At 67.0% G+C, this 15,945-nt stretch carries 17 protein-coding genes; 9 read left to right on the top strand and 8 right to left on the bottom strand.

Annotation, left to right across the window (positions count from 1 at the left end; translation table 11 throughout):
- Nucleotides 1–89 precede the first annotated feature (89 nt).
- The 4 genes from SCH01S_RS04430 (at nt 90) to SCH01S_RS04415 (ending at nt 3,877) form a co-directional block, all read left to right on the top strand.
- Nucleotides 90–1,010, top strand: coding sequence for a glycosyltransferase family 2 protein (locus SCH01S_RS04430; RefSeq protein WP_245612158.1), 921 nt, complete (start codon nt 90–92; stop codon nt 1,008–1,010).
- On the top strand, nt 1,007–1,924 hold the full coding sequence (locus SCH01S_RS04425) for a glycosyltransferase family 2 protein (RefSeq protein WP_046347574.1): 918 nt from the start codon (nt 1,007–1,009) through the stop codon (nt 1,922–1,924). The genes SCH01S_RS04430 and SCH01S_RS04425 overlap by 4 nt, the downstream gene beginning before the upstream one ends.
- A 109-nt stretch (nt 1,925–2,033) precedes the next feature.
- Nucleotides 2,034–3,179, top strand: coding sequence for a right-handed parallel beta-helix repeat-containing protein (locus SCH01S_RS04420; RefSeq protein ID WP_169746353.1), 1,146 nt, complete (start codon nt 2,034–2,036; stop codon nt 3,177–3,179).
- Nucleotides 3,180–3,295: 116 nt separating this feature from the next.
- Complete coding sequence (locus SCH01S_RS04415; RefSeq protein ID WP_046347572.1) at nt 3,296–3,877, top strand: TetR/AcrR family transcriptional regulator; 582 nt, start codon at nt 3,296–3,298, stop codon at nt 3,875–3,877.
- Here SCH01S_RS04415 and paaE read toward each other — a convergent pair.
- From paaE to paaI, 7 genes are all read right to left on the bottom strand, one after another.
- Nucleotides 3,865–4,941: a 1,2-phenylacetyl-CoA epoxidase subunit PaaE gene (gene paaE, locus SCH01S_RS04410; protein ID WP_046347571.1), complete on the bottom strand. Its 1,077-nt coding sequence runs from the start codon at nt 4,939–4,941 to the stop codon at nt 3,865–3,867. The two genes, SCH01S_RS04415 and paaE, sit on opposite strands and share 13 nt — an antisense overlap.
- 10 nt (nt 4,942–4,951) lie before the next feature.
- The gene (paaD, locus tag SCH01S_RS04405) at nt 4,952–5,476 is read right to left on the bottom strand and encodes a 1,2-phenylacetyl-CoA epoxidase subunit PaaD (RefSeq protein ID WP_084689394.1); all 525 of its coding nucleotides are present in this window, start codon (nt 5,474–5,476) and stop codon (nt 4,952–4,954) included.
- Nucleotides 5,476–6,321: a 1,2-phenylacetyl-CoA epoxidase subunit PaaC gene (paaC, locus tag SCH01S_RS04400; protein ID WP_084689391.1), complete on the bottom strand. Its 846-nt coding sequence runs from the start codon at nt 6,319–6,321 to the stop codon at nt 5,476–5,478. The genes paaD and paaC overlap by 1 nt, the downstream gene beginning before the upstream one ends.
- Nucleotides 6,321–6,605 carry a 1,2-phenylacetyl-CoA epoxidase subunit PaaB gene (paaB, locus tag SCH01S_RS04395; protein ID WP_046347570.1) on the bottom strand — a complete coding sequence of 95 codons (285 nt, stop codon included), beginning with the start codon at nt 6,603–6,605 and terminating at the stop codon, nt 6,321–6,323. Before paaB ends, paaC begins: the two co-directional genes overlap by 1 nt.
- Nucleotides 6,602–7,594 carry a 1,2-phenylacetyl-CoA epoxidase subunit PaaA gene (gene paaA / locus SCH01S_RS04390; RefSeq protein ID WP_046347569.1) on the bottom strand — a complete coding sequence of 331 codons (993 nt, stop codon included), beginning with the start codon at nt 7,592–7,594 and terminating at the stop codon, nt 6,602–6,604. Before paaA ends, paaB begins: the two co-directional genes overlap by 4 nt.
- Before the next feature lie 66 nt (nt 7,595–7,660).
- Nucleotides 7,661–8,866, bottom strand: coding sequence for a 3-oxoadipyl-CoA thiolase (pcaF, locus tag SCH01S_RS04385; RefSeq protein ID WP_046347568.1), 1,206 nt, complete (start codon nt 8,864–8,866; stop codon nt 7,661–7,663).
- Nucleotides 8,863–9,270: a hydroxyphenylacetyl-CoA thioesterase PaaI gene (gene paaI, locus SCH01S_RS04380; RefSeq protein ID WP_052733769.1), complete on the bottom strand. Its 408-nt coding sequence runs from the start codon at nt 9,268–9,270 to the stop codon at nt 8,863–8,865. The genes pcaF and paaI overlap by 4 nt, the downstream gene beginning before the upstream one ends.
- 110 nt (nt 9,271–9,380) lie before the next feature.
- Here paaI and paaG point away from each other — a divergent pair, with 110 nt between their 5' ends.
- From paaG to paaK, 5 genes are read left to right on the top strand one after another with little or no spacing between them, the layout of a single operon-like run.
- The gene (gene paaG / locus SCH01S_RS04375; protein WP_046347567.1) at nt 9,381–10,169 is read left to right on the top strand and encodes a 2-(1,2-epoxy-1,2-dihydrophenyl)acetyl-CoA isomerase PaaG; all 789 of its coding nucleotides are present in this window, start codon (nt 9,381–9,383) and stop codon (nt 10,167–10,169) included.
- An 11-nt stretch (nt 10,170–10,180) separates the two neighbouring features.
- On the top strand, nt 10,181–12,208 hold the full coding sequence (gene paaZ / locus SCH01S_RS04370; RefSeq protein WP_084689390.1) for a phenylacetic acid degradation bifunctional protein PaaZ: 2,028 nt from the start codon (nt 10,181–10,183) through the stop codon (nt 12,206–12,208).
- Nucleotides 12,208–12,954, top strand: a complete 747-nt coding sequence (locus tag SCH01S_RS04365; protein WP_046347565.1) for an alpha/beta fold hydrolase — start codon at nt 12,208–12,210, stop codon at nt 12,952–12,954. The genes paaZ and SCH01S_RS04365 overlap by 1 nt, the downstream gene beginning before the upstream one ends.
- Complete coding sequence (locus tag SCH01S_RS04360; RefSeq protein WP_217995410.1) at nt 12,951–14,147, top strand: cytochrome P450; 1,197 nt, start codon at nt 12,951–12,953, stop codon at nt 14,145–14,147. Before SCH01S_RS04365 ends, SCH01S_RS04360 begins: the two co-directional genes overlap by 4 nt.
- Nucleotides 14,144–15,415: a phenylacetate--CoA ligase PaaK gene (paaK, locus tag SCH01S_RS04355; RefSeq protein WP_046347563.1), complete on the top strand. Its 1,272-nt coding sequence runs from the start codon at nt 14,144–14,146 to the stop codon at nt 15,413–15,415. The genes SCH01S_RS04360 and paaK overlap by 4 nt, the downstream gene beginning before the upstream one ends.
- Here paaK and SCH01S_RS04350 read toward each other — a convergent pair.
- Nucleotides 15,412–15,903 carry an Lrp/AsnC family transcriptional regulator gene (locus SCH01S_RS04350; RefSeq protein ID WP_046347562.1) on the bottom strand — a complete coding sequence of 164 codons (492 nt, stop codon included), beginning with the start codon at nt 15,901–15,903 and terminating at the stop codon, nt 15,412–15,414. The genes paaK and SCH01S_RS04350 overlap by 4 nt on opposite strands.
- Nucleotides 15,904–15,945 lie beyond the last annotated feature (42 nt).

The raw sequence follows: 15,945 nt of genomic DNA, 5'->3' as shown, positions 1-15,945 counted from the left end.
CCCGCCTGCCGCTTAAGGACCTCCTAACCTAACATCGGCAGACGAAGCCACCGCCGCCGGGTTCCGAAAACGGAGTTGCAGCATTGCACGTGTCCATCTGCATCGTGGCCTTCCATAATCCGGGGGACATCGTGGAGTGCCTGGCGGCACTGGAGGAACTGGATCACCGGGATTTCGAGGTGGTCGTCTGCGAAAACGGCGACGCCTCCGCCTATCAGGCGCTTCGGCAGGTCGCGCCGTCCGAATTGTCAGGCGGCCAGCCTGTTCAGCTTGTCCATGCGCCGACGAACCCGGGCTATGCGGGCGGCGTCAATCGATGCATCGCCGCCAGTCGCGACGCCGACGCGTGGTGGGTCCTGAACCCCGACGCGCGTCCGGACCCTGGCGCCCTGACCGCGTTGCTGGATCGCCTGACGATGGGCGACGTCGATGCGGTCGGCGGATGTCTCTATTACCCGAGCGGACTGATCCAGGCGGCGGGCGGCCGTTGGCGGCCGCGGCTGGCGCGCGTGGAGTCGCTGGGCCGCGATCGGCCTGTCGACCAGCCGATCGAGCGGCACGCGATCGAATCCCGGATGACGTTCATTCACGGCGCCGCCATGCTGGTCAGCGCCAGGTTCGTCGACGTCGCCGGCCCGATGCGAGAGGATTATTTCCTTTATTGCGAGGAAGTCGAATGGTGTGTCCGGGCGGTCAAGGCCGGGCTGCGGCTCGGCTTCGCGCCGGACGCACGGATCCTTCACGCACAGGGGAGCACGACCGGGTCGGCCGACGATATCAGGAAAAGGCCCCGGCTTCCGATCTATATGGACGAGCGCAACAAGCTCTTGCTGGTGCGGGATTCGTCTCGAGCGGATCTCCTCACAGCGCTTCCGGCGGCGATCCTGCTCCTGGTTCTCCGGTACGCGCCGAAAGGCGCCTGGGCCCAGCTCCGCTATGGCCTGCAGGGCATTCTAGCCGCCTTGCGGAATGAGCGCGGCAAGCCCCGGAGCATGGGCAAGGCGGCATGACGGCAGGCGTCGATCCGGTGCCGGCCGAGCCGATCGTGACGGTCGTCGTGCCGCATTACGGCGATCTGCCGGGCCTCGACCAATGCCTGCAAGCCTTGGCAAACCAGAGCATCGGGCCCGAGCGATACCGGATCATCGTGGCCGACAACGACTCCCCCGAAGGAGCGGAAGCGGTCTCGCGGGTCGTGGACGGGCGCGCCGATCTGGTCTTCGTCGAGGAGCGCGGCGCGGGGCCTGCGCGGAACGCCGGCGCCGGGCATGTCGCGACACCCTTCATCGCCTTCACGGATTCCGATTGCGTTCCCGACCAACGGTGGCTGGAAGAGGCTCTTGGCTGCTTTCGCGGCTCTCCGGCCCCCGATTTTGTCGGCGGCCGGGTCGACGTGCTGGTGGACAGGCCGAGCGCCTTGACCCCGGCAGAGGCTTTCGAGCGCGTGTTCGCTTTCGACAACGAAGCCTATGTGCGGAAAAAAAAGTTCACCGTCACCGCAAACCTCGTCTGCCCCCGGACGGTGTTCGACCGCGTCGGGGGGTTCCGGAACGGCGTTTCCGAGGATCTCGACTGGTGCCATAGGGCCGCGGAGGCGGGGTATCGCATCGGCTATGCGGACGGCGCGAGCGTCGGACACCCTGCTCGCCGCACGCTTTCCCAGTTGACCAGAAAGTGGAGCCGCATTCAGAGGGAAACCGCGTCGTTGACGATGCGCCGCCCAGGCGGCCGGCTGCGCTGGCTGGTCCGGTCATGGCTGATCCCGCTGTCCATCGCGCCGGGTCTCGTTCGCATTTGCCGCACCGACAAGCTGACAGGCTTCGGTGATCGCTGGCGCGCTTTCCTGGGTCTTGCCTATATCCGCCTGTGGCGCTTTTTCGATGCCCAGCGGATTTTTCTCAGTCACAGGCCGGACCCGGACTAGGCCGGGCAGTGTTGTCGCCTCGGTTGTCGATCGGCCAGAACTGCCGATAGTCGCGTGAGGCAAAAGCATGCACAACCCATCGGCTGAATGGACCTACAGGAGCGACGGCATGCGGATTGCGACCCGGTCACTTATCGTCTGCAGCCTTGCCGGGTTGATCGGCGCCGCCACGCCGGCTTCGCGATCGAGCATTGTCGTTCGGGACGCGGCATCGCTGAAAGCGGCGATTGCCGCGGCGCGGGGCGGCGAGACGATCCTGCTGGCGCCGGGAGACTATGGCGACGTCGTTGTCGCCAAGCATCAGTTCGCGAAGCCGCTGACGATCCAGTCCAAGGACAATGGAGACCCTGCACGATTTGAGCGCCTGGAGATCGTGTCGTCGTCGAACATCATCGTGCGACAGGTGGATGTCGGTGGCCCGCTCCGCCCGGGGGAAAAGGATTTCACCGCGATCGTCCGCATTTCCGGCGCCGATCACATCCGGCTGGAAAAACTGGCCGTGCACGGCTCTCTCAATGGAGACCCGGAGGATGACGGCCGCGGCGCCGTCGTCGTGCAGAGCCAGGCCGTCACGATCTCCGGAAGCAGCTTCCGCGAACTTCGCGTGGGCGCGGTTTTCGACAAGTGCAGGTCGGTGGAACTGTCGGGCAACAGCTTTGAGGACATGCGATCGGACGGGACGGACGTCGCCGACTCCTGGGGCGTCCGGGTGCTTGGAAACCGGTTCTCGGACTTTCACCCGCGGCAAGGGGATCATCCGGACGCCATCCAATTCTGGATGACGGGGAAAGGCATAGGCTCTGGCGACATCGTCATTCGAGACAATGTGATCCTCCAGGGCTCAGGCGTCGGACCGCAGGGCATTTTCGTGTCCGACGCGAGGGACGGCAAATATACGGGCGTCGAGATCTCCAACAATCTGGTCTACTCGAACGACCATTATCTCGGCATCTATGTTTCGGGCGCCGTCGCGCCGCGGATATCGGGCAACACGACCCTGTCAGCTCCGAAGGACGGCAAATATCTGAGGATCGCCGTCGCGCGATCGGACTCGCCATCGATCGAATCCAATGTTGCCGAGCAGATCGACGTCGACAACAAGGTCATGTCTTCGGGCGGGAGCAACATGATCGTCGACCGCGACAGGTCGACCAACAAGCTGAGCCTGCTCGACGCGCATGGCAGCCCGAAAGGCATTTCTGCGCTGATGGTCAACGGCAAGGGCTACCGGCCTCCGGACGTTCCGGGCTCTTAAGGCAATGCGGCCTTCGGTCTATGCCGTCGGTCGCGATGTGCTAACAGACCGCAAGCTTTACCGCGCCCCCGCGACCCTGAGCGGGGTTGGCGCGATCTTTCAGGCGGAGTGTTGATTTGGCGCGGACGCAGGCGGCGGATTATGAGCAGCGGCGGGAGGCGATCCTGGATAAGGCGGCGCGGTTGTTCGCGCGCCGAGGCTTCGACGGCAGCTCCGTCGCCGATCTGGCGGACGCATGCAGCACGTCCAAATCGCTGATCTATCACTATTATCCGTCGAAGGAGGACATCCTCTACGCGGTGATGTCGTCGCACATCGACCAACTCGTGTCGGACGTGGACGGTGTGCTCGCAAAAGGCGGCGACGCCGCAGCGCAGCTCGATGCGCTGATCCATGCCTTCATGGATCACTATGTCGGCGCGGCGGACCGGCAGAAGGTGCTGTTGAACGAGCTCGACAGCCTGCCGGCAGAGCAGCGCGCGACGATCGTCGCCCGGCAGCGGAAGGTGATCGACGCGACCCAGGCGTTGCTGGTCGCGCTCGATCCGGCCCTTGCCGATGATCCTGCACAGGCGCGTGCGAAGACGATGCTGTTGTTCGGCATGATCAACTGGACGCACACTTGGTACGATCCGGAAGGTCCGATCCCACCCGCCCGGATCGCCGACATGGCGCTCAAAATGATTCACGCGTCGTAATCGAGCACGACGTCGTCGCTGAGCGGCACGGCCTGGCAGGTGAGCACATAACCCTGCGCCACTTCCTCGGGGCTGAGGCCGTAGTTCGCTTTCATTTCGACTGTGCCGGAGACGAGCTTGGCGCGACATGTCGCGCAGACGCCGGCCTTGCAGGCGAACGGGGCGGGCAGGCCGGCGGCGCGGGCGTTTTCGAGGATGCTGCCCTTGTCCGCATCGAAGGCGAGACGGCGGCGGCGGCCGTCCAGCGTCACCTGCACAACGCGGCCGGCGGCGTCCTGCGCGAGCGAGCGGACCCGCGCGGCCTGCTCCGCGCTCATCGCGCCGACCGTGAAACGCTCGATCAGGATGCGATCCTTCGCGACGCCGGCCGACAACAGCGCGGCCTCCGCGGCGTCCATCATCGGCCCGGGCCCGCAGATGAAGGCCGCGTCGATCGCCTGCGGCTCGACCAGCGACGACAGGACCTCGGCGATCTTTTGCTGGTCCAGCCGGCCGTTGAACAGCTCGACCTCCTCATCCTCCTCTTCGAGGAAATGATAGATTTGCAGCCGCTCCATGAACCGGTTCTTGAGCGCGGCCAGCTCTTCCAGGAACATGATCGTGTTCGATGAGCGGTTGCCGTAGAGCAGGGTGAAACGGCTGCGCGGCTCGACCGACAACGCGGTCTTCAACAGCGACAGCACCGGCGTGATGCCCGAGCCGCCGGCAAAGCCGACATAGTCGCGCGCGGCGGCCGGATCGAATGCCCAGGTGAAGCTGCCGTGCGGTGGCATCACGTCGATGGTGTCGCCCGGCTTCAGCGCCTCGTTCGCCCAGTTGGAAAAAAGTCCGCCGCCGATCCGCTTGATCGCGATGCGGAGCTCGTCCTCGTGCGGGGCGACGCAGAGGGAGTAATTGCGGCGCACATCCTCGCCTTCGATGTCGGTGCGCAAGGTCAGGTGCTGGCCTGGGGCGAAGCGGAATGCCTCGCGCAGCTCCGCGGGCAAATGGAAGCGGAGCGACACCGCGTCATCGATCTCGCGGCGCACGTCGGCGATGGTCAGGCGGTGGAAGGCGGCGGACATGGCGGTTCCGTCAATGGCATTTGAAGCGGTCGAACGGCTCGGCGCAGGCCCGGCAGCGCCACAGCGCCTTGCACGGGGTCGAGCCGAAGCGGCTGACCTCCTCCGTGTCGGCGGAACCGCATTGCGGGCAGGTCGCCGTCGCGGCGGGGGAGGGCGGCGCGATGCCGTAGGCCTGGAGCTTGGCGCGGCCTTCGGGCGTGATCCAGTCAGTCGTCCAGGACGGTGACAGCACGGTTTCGATCGCCACGTCGCGATAGCCGGCCGCGTCGAGCGCGGCGCGGATCGACGCCTGGATCGCGAGCGTCGCGGGGCAGCCGGTATAGGTGGGGGTGATCGTCACCCGGTGCGGCTCGACGCTGCGGACGATGCCGAGGTCGAGGATCGAGAGGACGGGGAGTTCGGGGTCGGGGACGTTCTCGAGCACGTCCCATATCCGTTTCTCGACTTCGCTCGAAACGAACGGAGAGGTTCTGTCATCCTCTCTTGATCCGTTCGTTTCGAGCGAAGTCGAGAAACGCCGTCCGGCCACGCCCATCACCATGTCGCGTCGGGATAGGCGCGGGGCAGGAACTGCATCACCGCCAGCAAATGGCCGAGATGCTCGCTATGGTGCCCCTTGCGTCCGCCCACGACCGCGCGCGGGTAGACGGGCAGGGGAAGCGTCGCGTTCGTCAGAACGCGCCCGACGACATCATCGAAGCCGGGGCGGAGCGCGGCCTTGTCGACGCCGATCGCAGCGTCCACCAGCGCCTGCTCGACCGCGTCCATCTGGAACAGCTCGTCGACGAAGCGCCAGTGCCAGTCGAGGCCGTCGATCATCCGCTGCCGGCTTTCCTCGCTGCCATCGCCCAAACGGATCACCCAATCGGCGGCAAGGTCGGCGTGGTAGCGGACTTCCTTGACCGCCTTGGCCGCGATCTCCGCAAGGCGCGGCGCGGCCGAGTGCTGCAGCGCTTCATACAGTGCCGCCTGATAGGTCGAGAACAGGAATTGCCGCGCGATCGTGCGCGCAAAGTCGCCGTTCGGCTGCTCGACCATCAGGCAGTTGCGAAAGGCGAGCACGTCGCGATGGAAAGCGAGCGCGTCTGCATCGCGGCCCTGGCCCTCGAGCTCTCCGGCAAGGCCGAGTAGCAACGTCGCCTGCCCGATCAGGTCGAGGCCTAGGTTCGCGAGGCTCAGATCGATTTCCAGCTGTGGGGCGTGCCCGCACCATTCGGTGAGCCGCTGCCCCAGGATCAGCGCATCGTCGCCGAGCCGAAGCGCATAGTCTGCGATAGCATCGCGATGCTGGTCGAGCGCAGGCGCATCGAAATTGCCTGCATGGCTCGCGCGCTCGGCCGTCGCGACGTCCTCCGGCTGGATGGTCGGCAGCGACGGCATCAGATGTGCTTCACTTCCGGCGGGATCTCGTAGAAGGTCGGGTGGCGATAGACCTTGTCCTCGGCGGGCGCGAACATCGGCCCGGCCTGGTCGGGGTCGGACGCGACGATGTCGGCCGACTTGACCACCCACAGGCTGACGCCCTCCATCCGGCGCGTGTAGGTGTCGCGGGCATGGCGCACCGCCAGCTCGGAATCGGGCGCGTGGACCGATCCGACATGCTTGTGGCTAAGGCCGCCGCGCGAGCGAACGAACACTTCCCAGAGCGGCCAGTCGCGGTTCATGCCGCCGCCCTCGCCGTGCGCTTCGCTTCATGGGCGAGCGCCGCCTCACGCACCCAGGCGCCGTCGTCCCAGGCCTTGCGGCGCGCTTCCATCCGCTCCTTGGCGACAGGACCTTCGCCGCGGACGACCGCGTAGAATTCCTCCCAATCCACCTCGCCGAAATCATAGCCGCCCTTGGCTTCGTTCCACACGAGGTCGGGATCGGGCACGGTCAGCCCGAGGAACTCCGCCTGCGGCACGGTGATGTCGACGAACTTCTGGCGAAGCTCGTCATTGGTGTCGCGCTTGATCCGCCAGCGCATCGATTGGGCGGTGTTCGGCGAATTCTCGTCGGACGGCCCGAACATCATCAGGCTCGGCCACCACCAGCGGTTCAGCGCGTCCTGCGCCATTGCCTTCTGCTCCGGCGTGCCGTTCGCCATGGCGATCATGATCTCGTAGCCCTGGCGCTGGTGGAAGCTTTCTTCCTTGCAGACCTTCACCATCGCCCGGGCATAGGGGCCATAAGAGGTGCGCTGCAGCGGCACCTGGTTCATGATCGCCGCGCCATCGACCAACCAGCCGATCGCGCCGATATCGGCCCAGGTGAGCGTCGGGTAATTGAAGATCGTCGAGTATTTGGCTTTGCCCGAATGCAGCGCCTCGATCATCTGCTCGCGGCTGGTGCCGAGCGTTTCCGCTGCGCAGTAGAGATAAAGGCCGTGCCCGCCTTCGTCCTGCACCTTGGCGAGCAGCACCGCCTTGCGCCGAAGCGACGGCGCGCGGGTCAGCCAATTCCCCTCGGGCAGCATCCCGACGATCTCGCTGTGCGCATGCTGGGAGATCTGGCGGACGAGGGTGCGGCGATAGGCGTCCGGCATCCAGTCCTTGGGCTCGATGAACTCGTCGGCGGCAACGCGCGCCTCGAACGCTTCCAGCAGCGCCGGATCCTCGCCGCCGATCGAAGCGACCTTTGCGGGATCGGGCTTGCCCATTTCGGTGGTATACATGACGGCGCCTTTCGCTCGGCTGAGGCGGGCAAATTAAAATAACCCGACCGATCGGTCAACTAATTGTCAGCGGAGGCGTTCCACCGCCATCGCAATGCCCTGGCCGACGCCGATGCACATCGTCGCGACGCCATAGCGCGCGCCACGGCGCTGCAGTTCCTCGGTGACGGTCAACGCCAGCCGTGCGCCCGACATGCCGAGCGGATGACCGAGCGCGATCGCGCCGCCGTTCGGGTTCACATGCTCGGCATCGTCGGGAAGACCGAGCTGGCGAAGAACGGCAAGGCCCTGCGCGGCGAACGCTTCGTTGAGCTCGATCACGTCCACATCGCCGATCGAGAGGCCGAGCCGTTCGAGCAGCTTCTGGGTGGCGGGTGCGGGGCCCATGCCCATGATCCGCGGCGGCACGCCCGCGACGGCAGTGCCCAGGATGCGGGCGCGGGGCGTCAGGCCATGCTTCTTTACGGCCGCCTCACTGGCGATGATCAGCGCGGCGGCGCCGTCGTTCACGCCGGAGGCATTGCCGGCAGTCACGGTGCCGTCGGGGCGCACGATCGGCTTCAGCCGGGCGAGCGCTTCCATGCTGGTCTCGCGCGGATGCTCGTCCCGGTCGACCGTGACCGGATCGCCCTTCTTCTGCGCAATGGTGACCGGCACGATTTCGGCAGCAAGGCGGCCCGAGGCTTGTGCCGCCGCTGCCCGGCGCTGGCTCTCGACCGCGAACCGGTCCTGGTCTTCGCGCGTCACCTGGAACTCGGTCGCGACATTCTCCGCCGTCTCCGGCATTGAATCGATGCCATATTCGGCCTTCAGCTTCGGATTGACGAAGCGCCAGCCGATGGTCGTGTCGTAGACCGCATTGCCGCGGCTGAACGCGCTTTCCGCCTTAGGCATCACGAATGGCGCGCGGGTCATGCTTTCGACGCCGCCGGCGACGATCAGCTCGGCCTCGCCCGCCTTGATCGCGCGCGCGGCGGTGCCCACCGCGTCGAGGCCCGATCCGCACAGTCGATTGATCGTGCTGCCCGGAACGTTTGTGCCAAGGCCGGCGAGCAGCGCCGCCATGCGGGCGACGTTGCGGTTGTCCTCCCCCGCCTGGTTGGCACAGCCCAGGATCAGGTCGTCGACGCGGGCCCAGTCGAGCCCGGGATTGCGTTCAGCCAGCGCGCGCAGCGGGATCGCGGCGAGATCGTCGGCGCGGACCTGCGCCAGCGACCCGCCATAGCGGCCGATCGGCGTGCGGACGGCGTCGCAGATGAAAGCTTCGGTCATAAATCCTCCAGGGTGGGGCCGCCGACAGCGCGGCTGAGGCCCTGCATTTCGGCGATCACGCGGCCGTCTTCGCCGGTGACGGTGATCAGATAGATGCCGCTGCGTCCGCGCAGCGCCGTCTCGCGCGCCTCCGCGACCAGCCGCTCACCGGCGCGGCCGGCGTCGAGGAAAACGATGCTCCCCGATTGCGCGACCGTTTTTACGTTCCGCGAATTGCAGGCGTAAGCGAACGCGGAATCGGCAAGCGCGAAGATCATGCCGCCATGCGCGATGCCGAAGCCGTTGAGCATGGTCGGGGTGAGGCGCATCGCTACGCGCGCATAGCCCGCGTCGGCCGCTTCAAGCTCCAGTTGCCAGGCAGCGCCGGTGCCTTCCTGCGCGATCATGCCGCGCGCGACGGTCATTGCATCGATGGATGGCGGGTGCTGCACGAAAGGCCCGATATCCGGCCGGGGCGGCACTTGCCAATGTTTGTTCGACCGATCATTCGGGAAAAGAGAACGGAGAGGCACGCATGTATCGGACGATCCTTTTCGACCTGACCGACGGCGTGGCCCGGCTGACGCTCAATCGCCCGGACCGGCTCAACAGCTTCACGGCGGAAATGCACGGCGAGGTCGCGGATGCGCTGAATCGGGTGACGGCCGCGAACGGAGCTCGGACGCTGCTGCTGACCGGTGCCGGCCGCGGCTTTTGCGCCGGGCAGGACCTGAACGACCGCGCGGTCGCGCCCGGCAGCGCGCCGATCGATCTCGGCGATTCGGTCGAGCGCTATTACAACCCGCTGATCCGGCGGCTGACCTCGCTCGACATGCCGGTGATCTGCGCGGTCAACGGCGTCGCGGCGGGCGCGGGCGCGAACATCGCCTTTGCCTGCGACATCGTGCTCGCGGCCCGCAGCGCGAAGTTCATCGAATCTTTCGCGGCGATCGGCCTGATTCCGGATTCGGGCGGAACCTGGGTGCTGCCGCGCCTCGCCGGCCTGCCGCGCGCCCTCGGCATGGCGCTGACTGGCGAGCCGATCACCGCCGAGCGCGCCGAGCAATGGGGCCTGATCTGGAAATGCGTCGATGACGAGGCGCTGATCGACGAGGCGCAGGCACTTGCCGCCCGCTTTGCCGCCGGCCCGACCCTGGGCCTCGCCGCGACCAAGCACGCGATCCGTGGATCGGGTCTCAAGACGCTCGACGAAGAGCTGGACAATGAGCGCGACCTGATGCGTCGGCTGGGCAATTCGGCCGATTATCGTGAGGGCGTCGCGGCGTTCCTCGAAAAGCGCAAGCCGGTCTTCACCGGGCGCTGAGCTGGAGTTTGATGATGGGCATCGTCCAAAGTTTCGCCCAAGGCCATTGGGTCGCGCCCAAGGGCAATGTGGAACCCGTCCATTCCGCACTGACCGGCGAAGTCGTCGCAGAGCTTGGCAGCGAAGGCCTGGATTTCGGTGCGATGGCCGGTCACGCCCGGCGGATCGGTGGTCCGAACCTCCGGCGCATGACCTTCCACGAGCGCGCGGCGATGCTGAAGGCGCTTGGCCAGGCGGTGATGGCGCGCAAGGAAGAGCTGTACGCGCTCGCCTTTGCGACGGGCGCAACGCGGGCCGACAATTGGATCGACATCGAAGGCGGCGCGGGCACCCTGTTCTCGTTCGCGTCGAAGGGCCGGCGCGAGCTGCCCAACAGTCAAATCCTGATCGACGGCGACACCGAAATCCTGGGCAAGACCGGCAGCTTTATCGGCCAGCACGTCTACACGCCGCTGCAGGGCGTGGCGGTCCATATCAACGCGTTCAACTTCCCGGTCTGGGGTATGCTGGAAAAGCTTGCCCCGACCTGGCTCGCCGGCATGCCCGCGATCGTGAAGCCGGCGCAGCAGACCGCTTACGTCGCCGAAGCGTGCGTGCGGATCATGCTGGAAACCGGGTTGCTGCCCGAAGGCGCCATCCAGCTGGTGTCGGGCAAGGCGGGCGACCTGCTCGACCATCTGACCGGGCAGGACGTGATCGCCTTCACCGGCTCCGCGCGCACCGCCGAGCTGCTGCAGCGCCACCCGGTCGTCGCGCGCGAGGCGGTGCGGTTCACGGCCGAGCGGGATTCGCTGAACGCCTCGATCCTCGGGCCGGACGCGGCGCCGGACAGCCCGGAGTTCGAGCTGTTCGTCAAGGAAGTGGCGAAGGAAATGACGGTGAAGGCGGGGCAGAAATGCACCGCCATCCGCCGCGCGCTCGTCCCCGCTGCGCTGATCGATGCAGCGCAGCAGGCGCTGTCGGCCCGACTGGCCAAGACGGTGATAGGCGATCCACGCGTCGAGGGTGTGCGGATGGGCGCGCTGGTCGGGCGTTCGCAGCTCGACGATGTGCGCGAGAAGATCGCGGAGCTGTCGCGCCAAGCGCCGATCGTGTTCGGCGATCCGGAGCATGTCGAACTGGTAGGCGAAGGGCTGGAAGGAGGCGCCTTCATCTCGCCGATCCTGATGCGCGCCGACGATCCGTGGGCGGCGGATGCGATCCACGAGGTCGAGGCGTTCGGTCCGGTCTCGACGCTGATGCCGTATCGCGACCTGGATGACGCGGTCGCGCTCGCCAATCACGGCAAGGGATCGCTGGTCGTTTCCGCTTTCACCCATGATCCGGATGTGGCGCGCGAGCTTGTGCTGGGCTCGGCGTCGTTCCACGGCCGCATGGCGTTCATCGACCGTGACTGCGCGGGGGAGTCGACCGGTCATGGCTCGCCGTTGCCGGTGCTGACCCATGGCGGCCCCGGCCGCGCCGGCGGCGGCGAGGAGCTGGGCGGCATCCGCGCGGTCAAGCACTTCATGCAGCGGACCGCGCTCCAGGGCAGCCCGGCGATGCTGAGCAAGGTCGTCGGCCAGCAGCTCGCCGGCGCGCCGATCGTCGAGGGCGACCGTCACCCGTTCCGTCTGCGCTTCGGCGAGCTGGAACCCGGCTACAGCGTCCAGACGAAATTCAGGAAAGTTACCCTCGAGGATATCGAGCACTTTGCGCATTTTACCGGCGACACGTTCTACGCGCACATGGACGAGGAAGCGGCGAAGGCGAGCCCGATCTTCGGCGGCCGCGTCGCGCACGGCTATCTGATCCTGTCGTTCGCGGCCGGCCTGTTCGTCGATCCGGCGCCGGGGCCGGTGCTGGCGAACTACGGCCTCGAAGGCCTCCGGTTCGTGAAGCCGCTGAAGCCTGGCGAGAGCATGAAGGCGGTGCTGACCGCCAAATCCAAGACGCTGAAGACGCCGGACATGGGCGAGGTCCGCTGGAACGTGCGGGTCACGAACCAGGATGACGAGCTGGTTGCGACCTATGACCTGCTGACGATGAACGCGGTCTGATGCTGCGGCGCGGAGGATTGGCGTACGAGCGGGGCGGCACCGACGGGCCGCTGCTGGTGTTGATCCACGGCCTGGGCGCGACCGCGGGAGTCTGGTCTTCGATGCTGGCGGAGCCGCACGGACGCTGGATCGCGCCGGACCTGCCGGGGCATGGCGGCTCGGATCATGGCGGCGGCTATTCGGTCGAAGCACTCGCCGCTGCAATCGGTGGCCTGATCGAGGCCGAGCGAGAGGGACAGGAGGTCACGATCCTCGGCCATTCGCTGGGCGGGCTGGTCGCGATCGCGCTGGCCGGGAGCGGGCTGCCGCTGCGCGCCGCCTATGGTCTCGGCATCAAGGTCGACTGGAGCGACGAGGAGCTGGCGCGTTTCGCCGGACTCGCGGCGCGGCCGCCGAAGCTGTTCGACGGCGAGGCCGAGGCGCTGGCGCAGCATCGCCGCAACTGCGGACTGGGCGAAGTGGCGCTTGATTCCCCGCTACTCGCGCGCGGTGCGGCCATGCAGGGCGGCCAGTGGCGCGCGGCGATGGACATGGCCGCATTCGCGGTGGAGCGGCCGCGCATGGCGGAGCTGGTTGACGCCGCCCGCTGCCCGGTGCGGCTGGCCTGCGGGGAGGGCGATGCGATGATCTCCGCCGAGCGGCTGCGCGATTTCGACGCGAAGGCATTCGCGATTCCCGGCGCGGGCCACAACGCGATGGTCGATGCGCCCGGCGCGGTCTGGGACTGGCTACAGGCGACGCCGTGACGCCGGCGCCCTGGTCACCGAGCGAGCCGCCGGACGGCTTTTTCGACGATCCGTTTCCTTTCTATCGGCAGCTCCGCGAAGAAGCGCCGATCGCACGGGCGTCGGACGGATCGGTGCTGCTGTCGCGCCATGCCGATTTGTCGGCGGTCTATCGCGACGCGGTGTCATTCAGCTCCGACAAGCGCGTCGAGTTCGCGCCCAAATATGGCGACGGCCCGCTCTTCCGGCACCATACGACCAGCCTGGTCTTCAACGACGATCCCTATCACGGCCGCGTGCGCAAGCGACTGGTGGGCGCACTGACGCCGCGCGCGCTGGCCGCGCTGGCGGAGGCGCTCGGCCCGTATTGCGAGGCGCTGCTGGATCGTTTTGCGGAGCGCGGCGGCGGCGATGCGGTCGAGAGCTATGCGGCGGCGGTGCCGGTACGGGTGATCGGCGACATGCTGGGCGTGCCCGAAGCCGATCGCGGGGCGTTGCGCGGCTGGTCGCTTGCGATCCTGGGTGCGCTGGAGCCGCAGCCGGGCCCCGAGCGGCTGGCCGCCGGCAATGCGGCGGTGTCGGAGTTCTCCGACTATTTGGACGAGTTGATCGAGGCGCGGCGCCGCGCACCGGGCGATCCGGAGCGCGACCTGCTGACTCGCCTCATCGCCGGCGAAGGCGACGAAATGCTGACGCCCGCCGAGCTGATCCACAACGCGATTTTTCTGCTCAACGCGGGGCACGAGACGACGAGCAACCTGATCGGCAGCGCGCTATACATTCTGGCGACCATGCACGATGTTCGCCGCGCGTTGATCGCGGACCCGGAGGCGGTGCCCAGTTTCGTGGAAGAAGTGCTGCGCTTCGAAAGCCCGAACCAGCTCGGCAACCGCCGCGCTGTGCGCGATGCGGAGATCGCTGGCGTGCCCATTGCGGCGGGCACCCAGATCACGCTGGTGATCGGCGCCGCGAACCGCGATCCGGCCGCCTTCGCGGCCCCGGAGACGTTCGATGTCCGCCGCGCGCCCAATCGCCACCTCGCCTTCGGTGCCGGCCCGCACCAATGCGCCGGCCTCAGCCTCGCACGGATCGAGGCACGGATCGCGATTGCCGCCTGGCTGCGCCGGTTTCCGGAATTCGGCCTCGCCGGACACCCGCATTGGCAGCACCGCGTCCGCTTCCGCGGGCTCACCGCGCTGGACGTCGCACTATGACCGTCGACTATGGTCCGGCGTCCGCCGACGAGCTGCGCGCGCTCCAGCTGAAGCGGCTGAAAGCGACGCTCGCCCATGCCGCCGCCGATTCTCCGCACTATCGGCGCGCCTTCGCAGACGCGGGCGTCCACCCGTCCGATCTGCAGTCGCTGGACGACATCGCCCGCTTCCCGTTCACCACCAAGGCCGATCTGCGCGCGCAGTATCCCTTCGGCATGTTCGCCGTGCCGATGGAGCAGGTGTCGCGCATCCATGCCTCGTCCGGCACGACCGGCAAGCCGACGGTGGTCGGCTACACGGCCGAGGACATCCGCATCTGGGCCGAGCTCATCGCCCGCTCGATCCACGCCGCCGGCGGGCGGCCCGGAATGAAGGTGCATGTTGCCTATGGCTACGGCCTGTTCACCGGCGGCCTGGGCGCGCATTATGGCGCCGAAGCGCTTGGCTGCACCGTCATTCCGATGTCGGGCGGGCAGACCGAACGCCAGGTCCAGCTGATCTGCGACTTCGCGCCCGAGATCATCATGGTGACGCCGAGCTACTTGCTCGCGATCCTCGACGAGTTCCGGCGCCAGGGCATCGACCCGGCTGCAAGCTCGCTCCGCTACGGCATCTTCGGTGCCGAACCCTGGACCGAAGCAATGCGCGGCGAAATCGAAAGCGCATTCAACCTCAAGGCGACGGATATTTATGGCCTGTCCGAAGTGATGGGCCCGGGCGTCGCGCAGGAATTCGTCGGCGGCGCGCCCGGGCCGACGATCTGGGAAGATCATTTCTATCCTGAGATCGTCGACCCGGAAACCGGCGCGGTGCTGCCGGACGGCGAGGAAGGCGAGCTGGTCTTTACGTCATTGACCAAGCAGGCCCTGCCGATCATCCGCTATCGCACCCGCGACCTGACGCGGCTGCTGCCCGGTATCGAAACGCCGATGCGACGGATGGCGAAGATCACTGGCCGATCCGACGACATGCTGATCATCCGCGGCGTGAACGTGTTCCCGACGCAGATCGAGGAGCAGGTGCTGAAGTGCCCCGGCCTCGCGCCGCACTTCCTGATCGAGGTCAGCCGGCCGGATCGGATGGACGAGGTGAGGATCAAGGTCGAGGCACGCGCAGCGGACGGCGGCGAGGCTGCACATGGCCGCCTGCTCGCCGCTTACGTCAAAGAGGTGGTCGGCATCAGCGCCGCTGTGGAGGTGGGCGCGCCCGGCTCGCTGCCGCGCTCGGCCGGCAAGGCGGCGCGCGTCATCGACCTACGCCAGCGCTAGACCGGCATCGCGGTCGTGTACTTCACTCGGTTGAGCGCGAAGTGCGACGAGGAGCTGGCCACCGCGGGGTGGTTCAGCAGCGTGTGCATCAGGAAGCGCTCATAGTCGCGCACGTCGGCGACGGCGATCCGCAGCAGATAGTCCCATTCGCCCGACATCGAATAGCAGTCCATCACTTCGGGATGCTCCTGCACGAACGCTTCGAAGCTCGATCGCACCTCCGCCGTGTGGCTCTTCATCCGCACCTGGCAGATCGCGTCCAGCCCGCGGCCCACCTTCACCGGATCGACGAGCCTTACTGTCGGCCCGAGCACGCCGGCGGTCTCCAGCGCCTTGATGCGTCGCCAGCAGGATGCGGGCGAGGCGGCAACTTCCTGCGCCAGGTCGGCATGGCTGATCGCGCCGTCGCGCTGCAGCACGCGGAGAATCCGGCGATCGAGGGCATCCAGTTCGGCTGCGTCACGAGCCGGTTGAGATGTTTGTTCCATGATTGCCCGACATTTCGCGCTGTTTCGGTCGCAGACTATCGA

Source organism: Sphingomonas changbaiensis NBRC 104936 (assembly GCF_000974765.1).
Lineage (GTDB): Bacteria > Pseudomonadota > Alphaproteobacteria > Sphingomonadales > Sphingomonadaceae > Sphingomonas_B > Sphingomonas_B changbaiensis.
Note: the sequence above shows the minus strand (reverse complement) of the source record. Positions and strands in the feature narration are given on the sequence as shown.

Coding starts and splice junctions, on each gene's coding strand:
- SCH01S_RS04420 (WP_169746353.1), top strand. CDS start 2,034: ATGCGGATTGCGACCCGGTCACTTATCGTCTGCAGCCTTGCCGGGTTG.
- paaE (WP_046347571.1), bottom strand. CDS start 4,941: ATGTCCGCCGCCTTCCACCGCCTGACCATCGCCGACGTGCGCCGCGAG.
- paaB (WP_046347570.1), bottom strand. CDS start 6,605: ATGAACCGCGACTGGCCGCTCTGGGAAGTGTTCGTTCGCTCGCGCGGC.
- SCH01S_RS04365 (WP_046347565.1), top strand. CDS start 12,208: ATGCTGCGGCGCGGAGGATTGGCGTACGAGCGGGGCGGCACCGACGGG.
- paaI (WP_052733769.1), bottom strand. CDS start 9,270: ATGACCGTCGCGCGCGGCATGATCGCGCAGGAAGGCACCGGCGCTGCC.
- paaG (WP_046347567.1), top strand. CDS start 9,381: ATGTATCGGACGATCCTTTTCGACCTGACCGACGGCGTGGCCCGGCTG.
- SCH01S_RS04425 (WP_046347574.1), top strand. CDS start 1,007: ATGACGGCAGGCGTCGATCCGGTGCCGGCCGAGCCGATCGTGACGGTC.
- SCH01S_RS04350 (WP_046347562.1), bottom strand. CDS start 15,903: ATGGAACAAACATCTCAACCGGCTCGTGACGCAGCCGAACTGGATGCC.
- paaD (WP_084689394.1), bottom strand. CDS start 5,476: ATGGGCGTGGCCGGACGGCGTTTCTCGACTTCGCTCGAAACGAACGGA.
- paaZ (WP_084689390.1), top strand. CDS start 10,181: ATGATGGGCATCGTCCAAAGTTTCGCCCAAGGCCATTGGGTCGCGCCC.
- pcaF (WP_046347568.1), bottom strand. CDS start 8,866: ATGACCGAAGCTTTCATCTGCGACGCCGTCCGCACGCCGATCGGCCGC.
- paaK (WP_046347563.1), top strand. CDS start 14,144: ATGACCGTCGACTATGGTCCGGCGTCCGCCGACGAGCTGCGCGCGCTC.
- paaA (WP_046347569.1), bottom strand. CDS start 7,594: ATGTATACCACCGAAATGGGCAAGCCCGATCCCGCAAAGGTCGCTTCG.
- paaC (WP_084689391.1), bottom strand. CDS start 6,321: ATGCCGTCGCTGCCGACCATCCAGCCGGAGGACGTCGCGACGGCCGAG.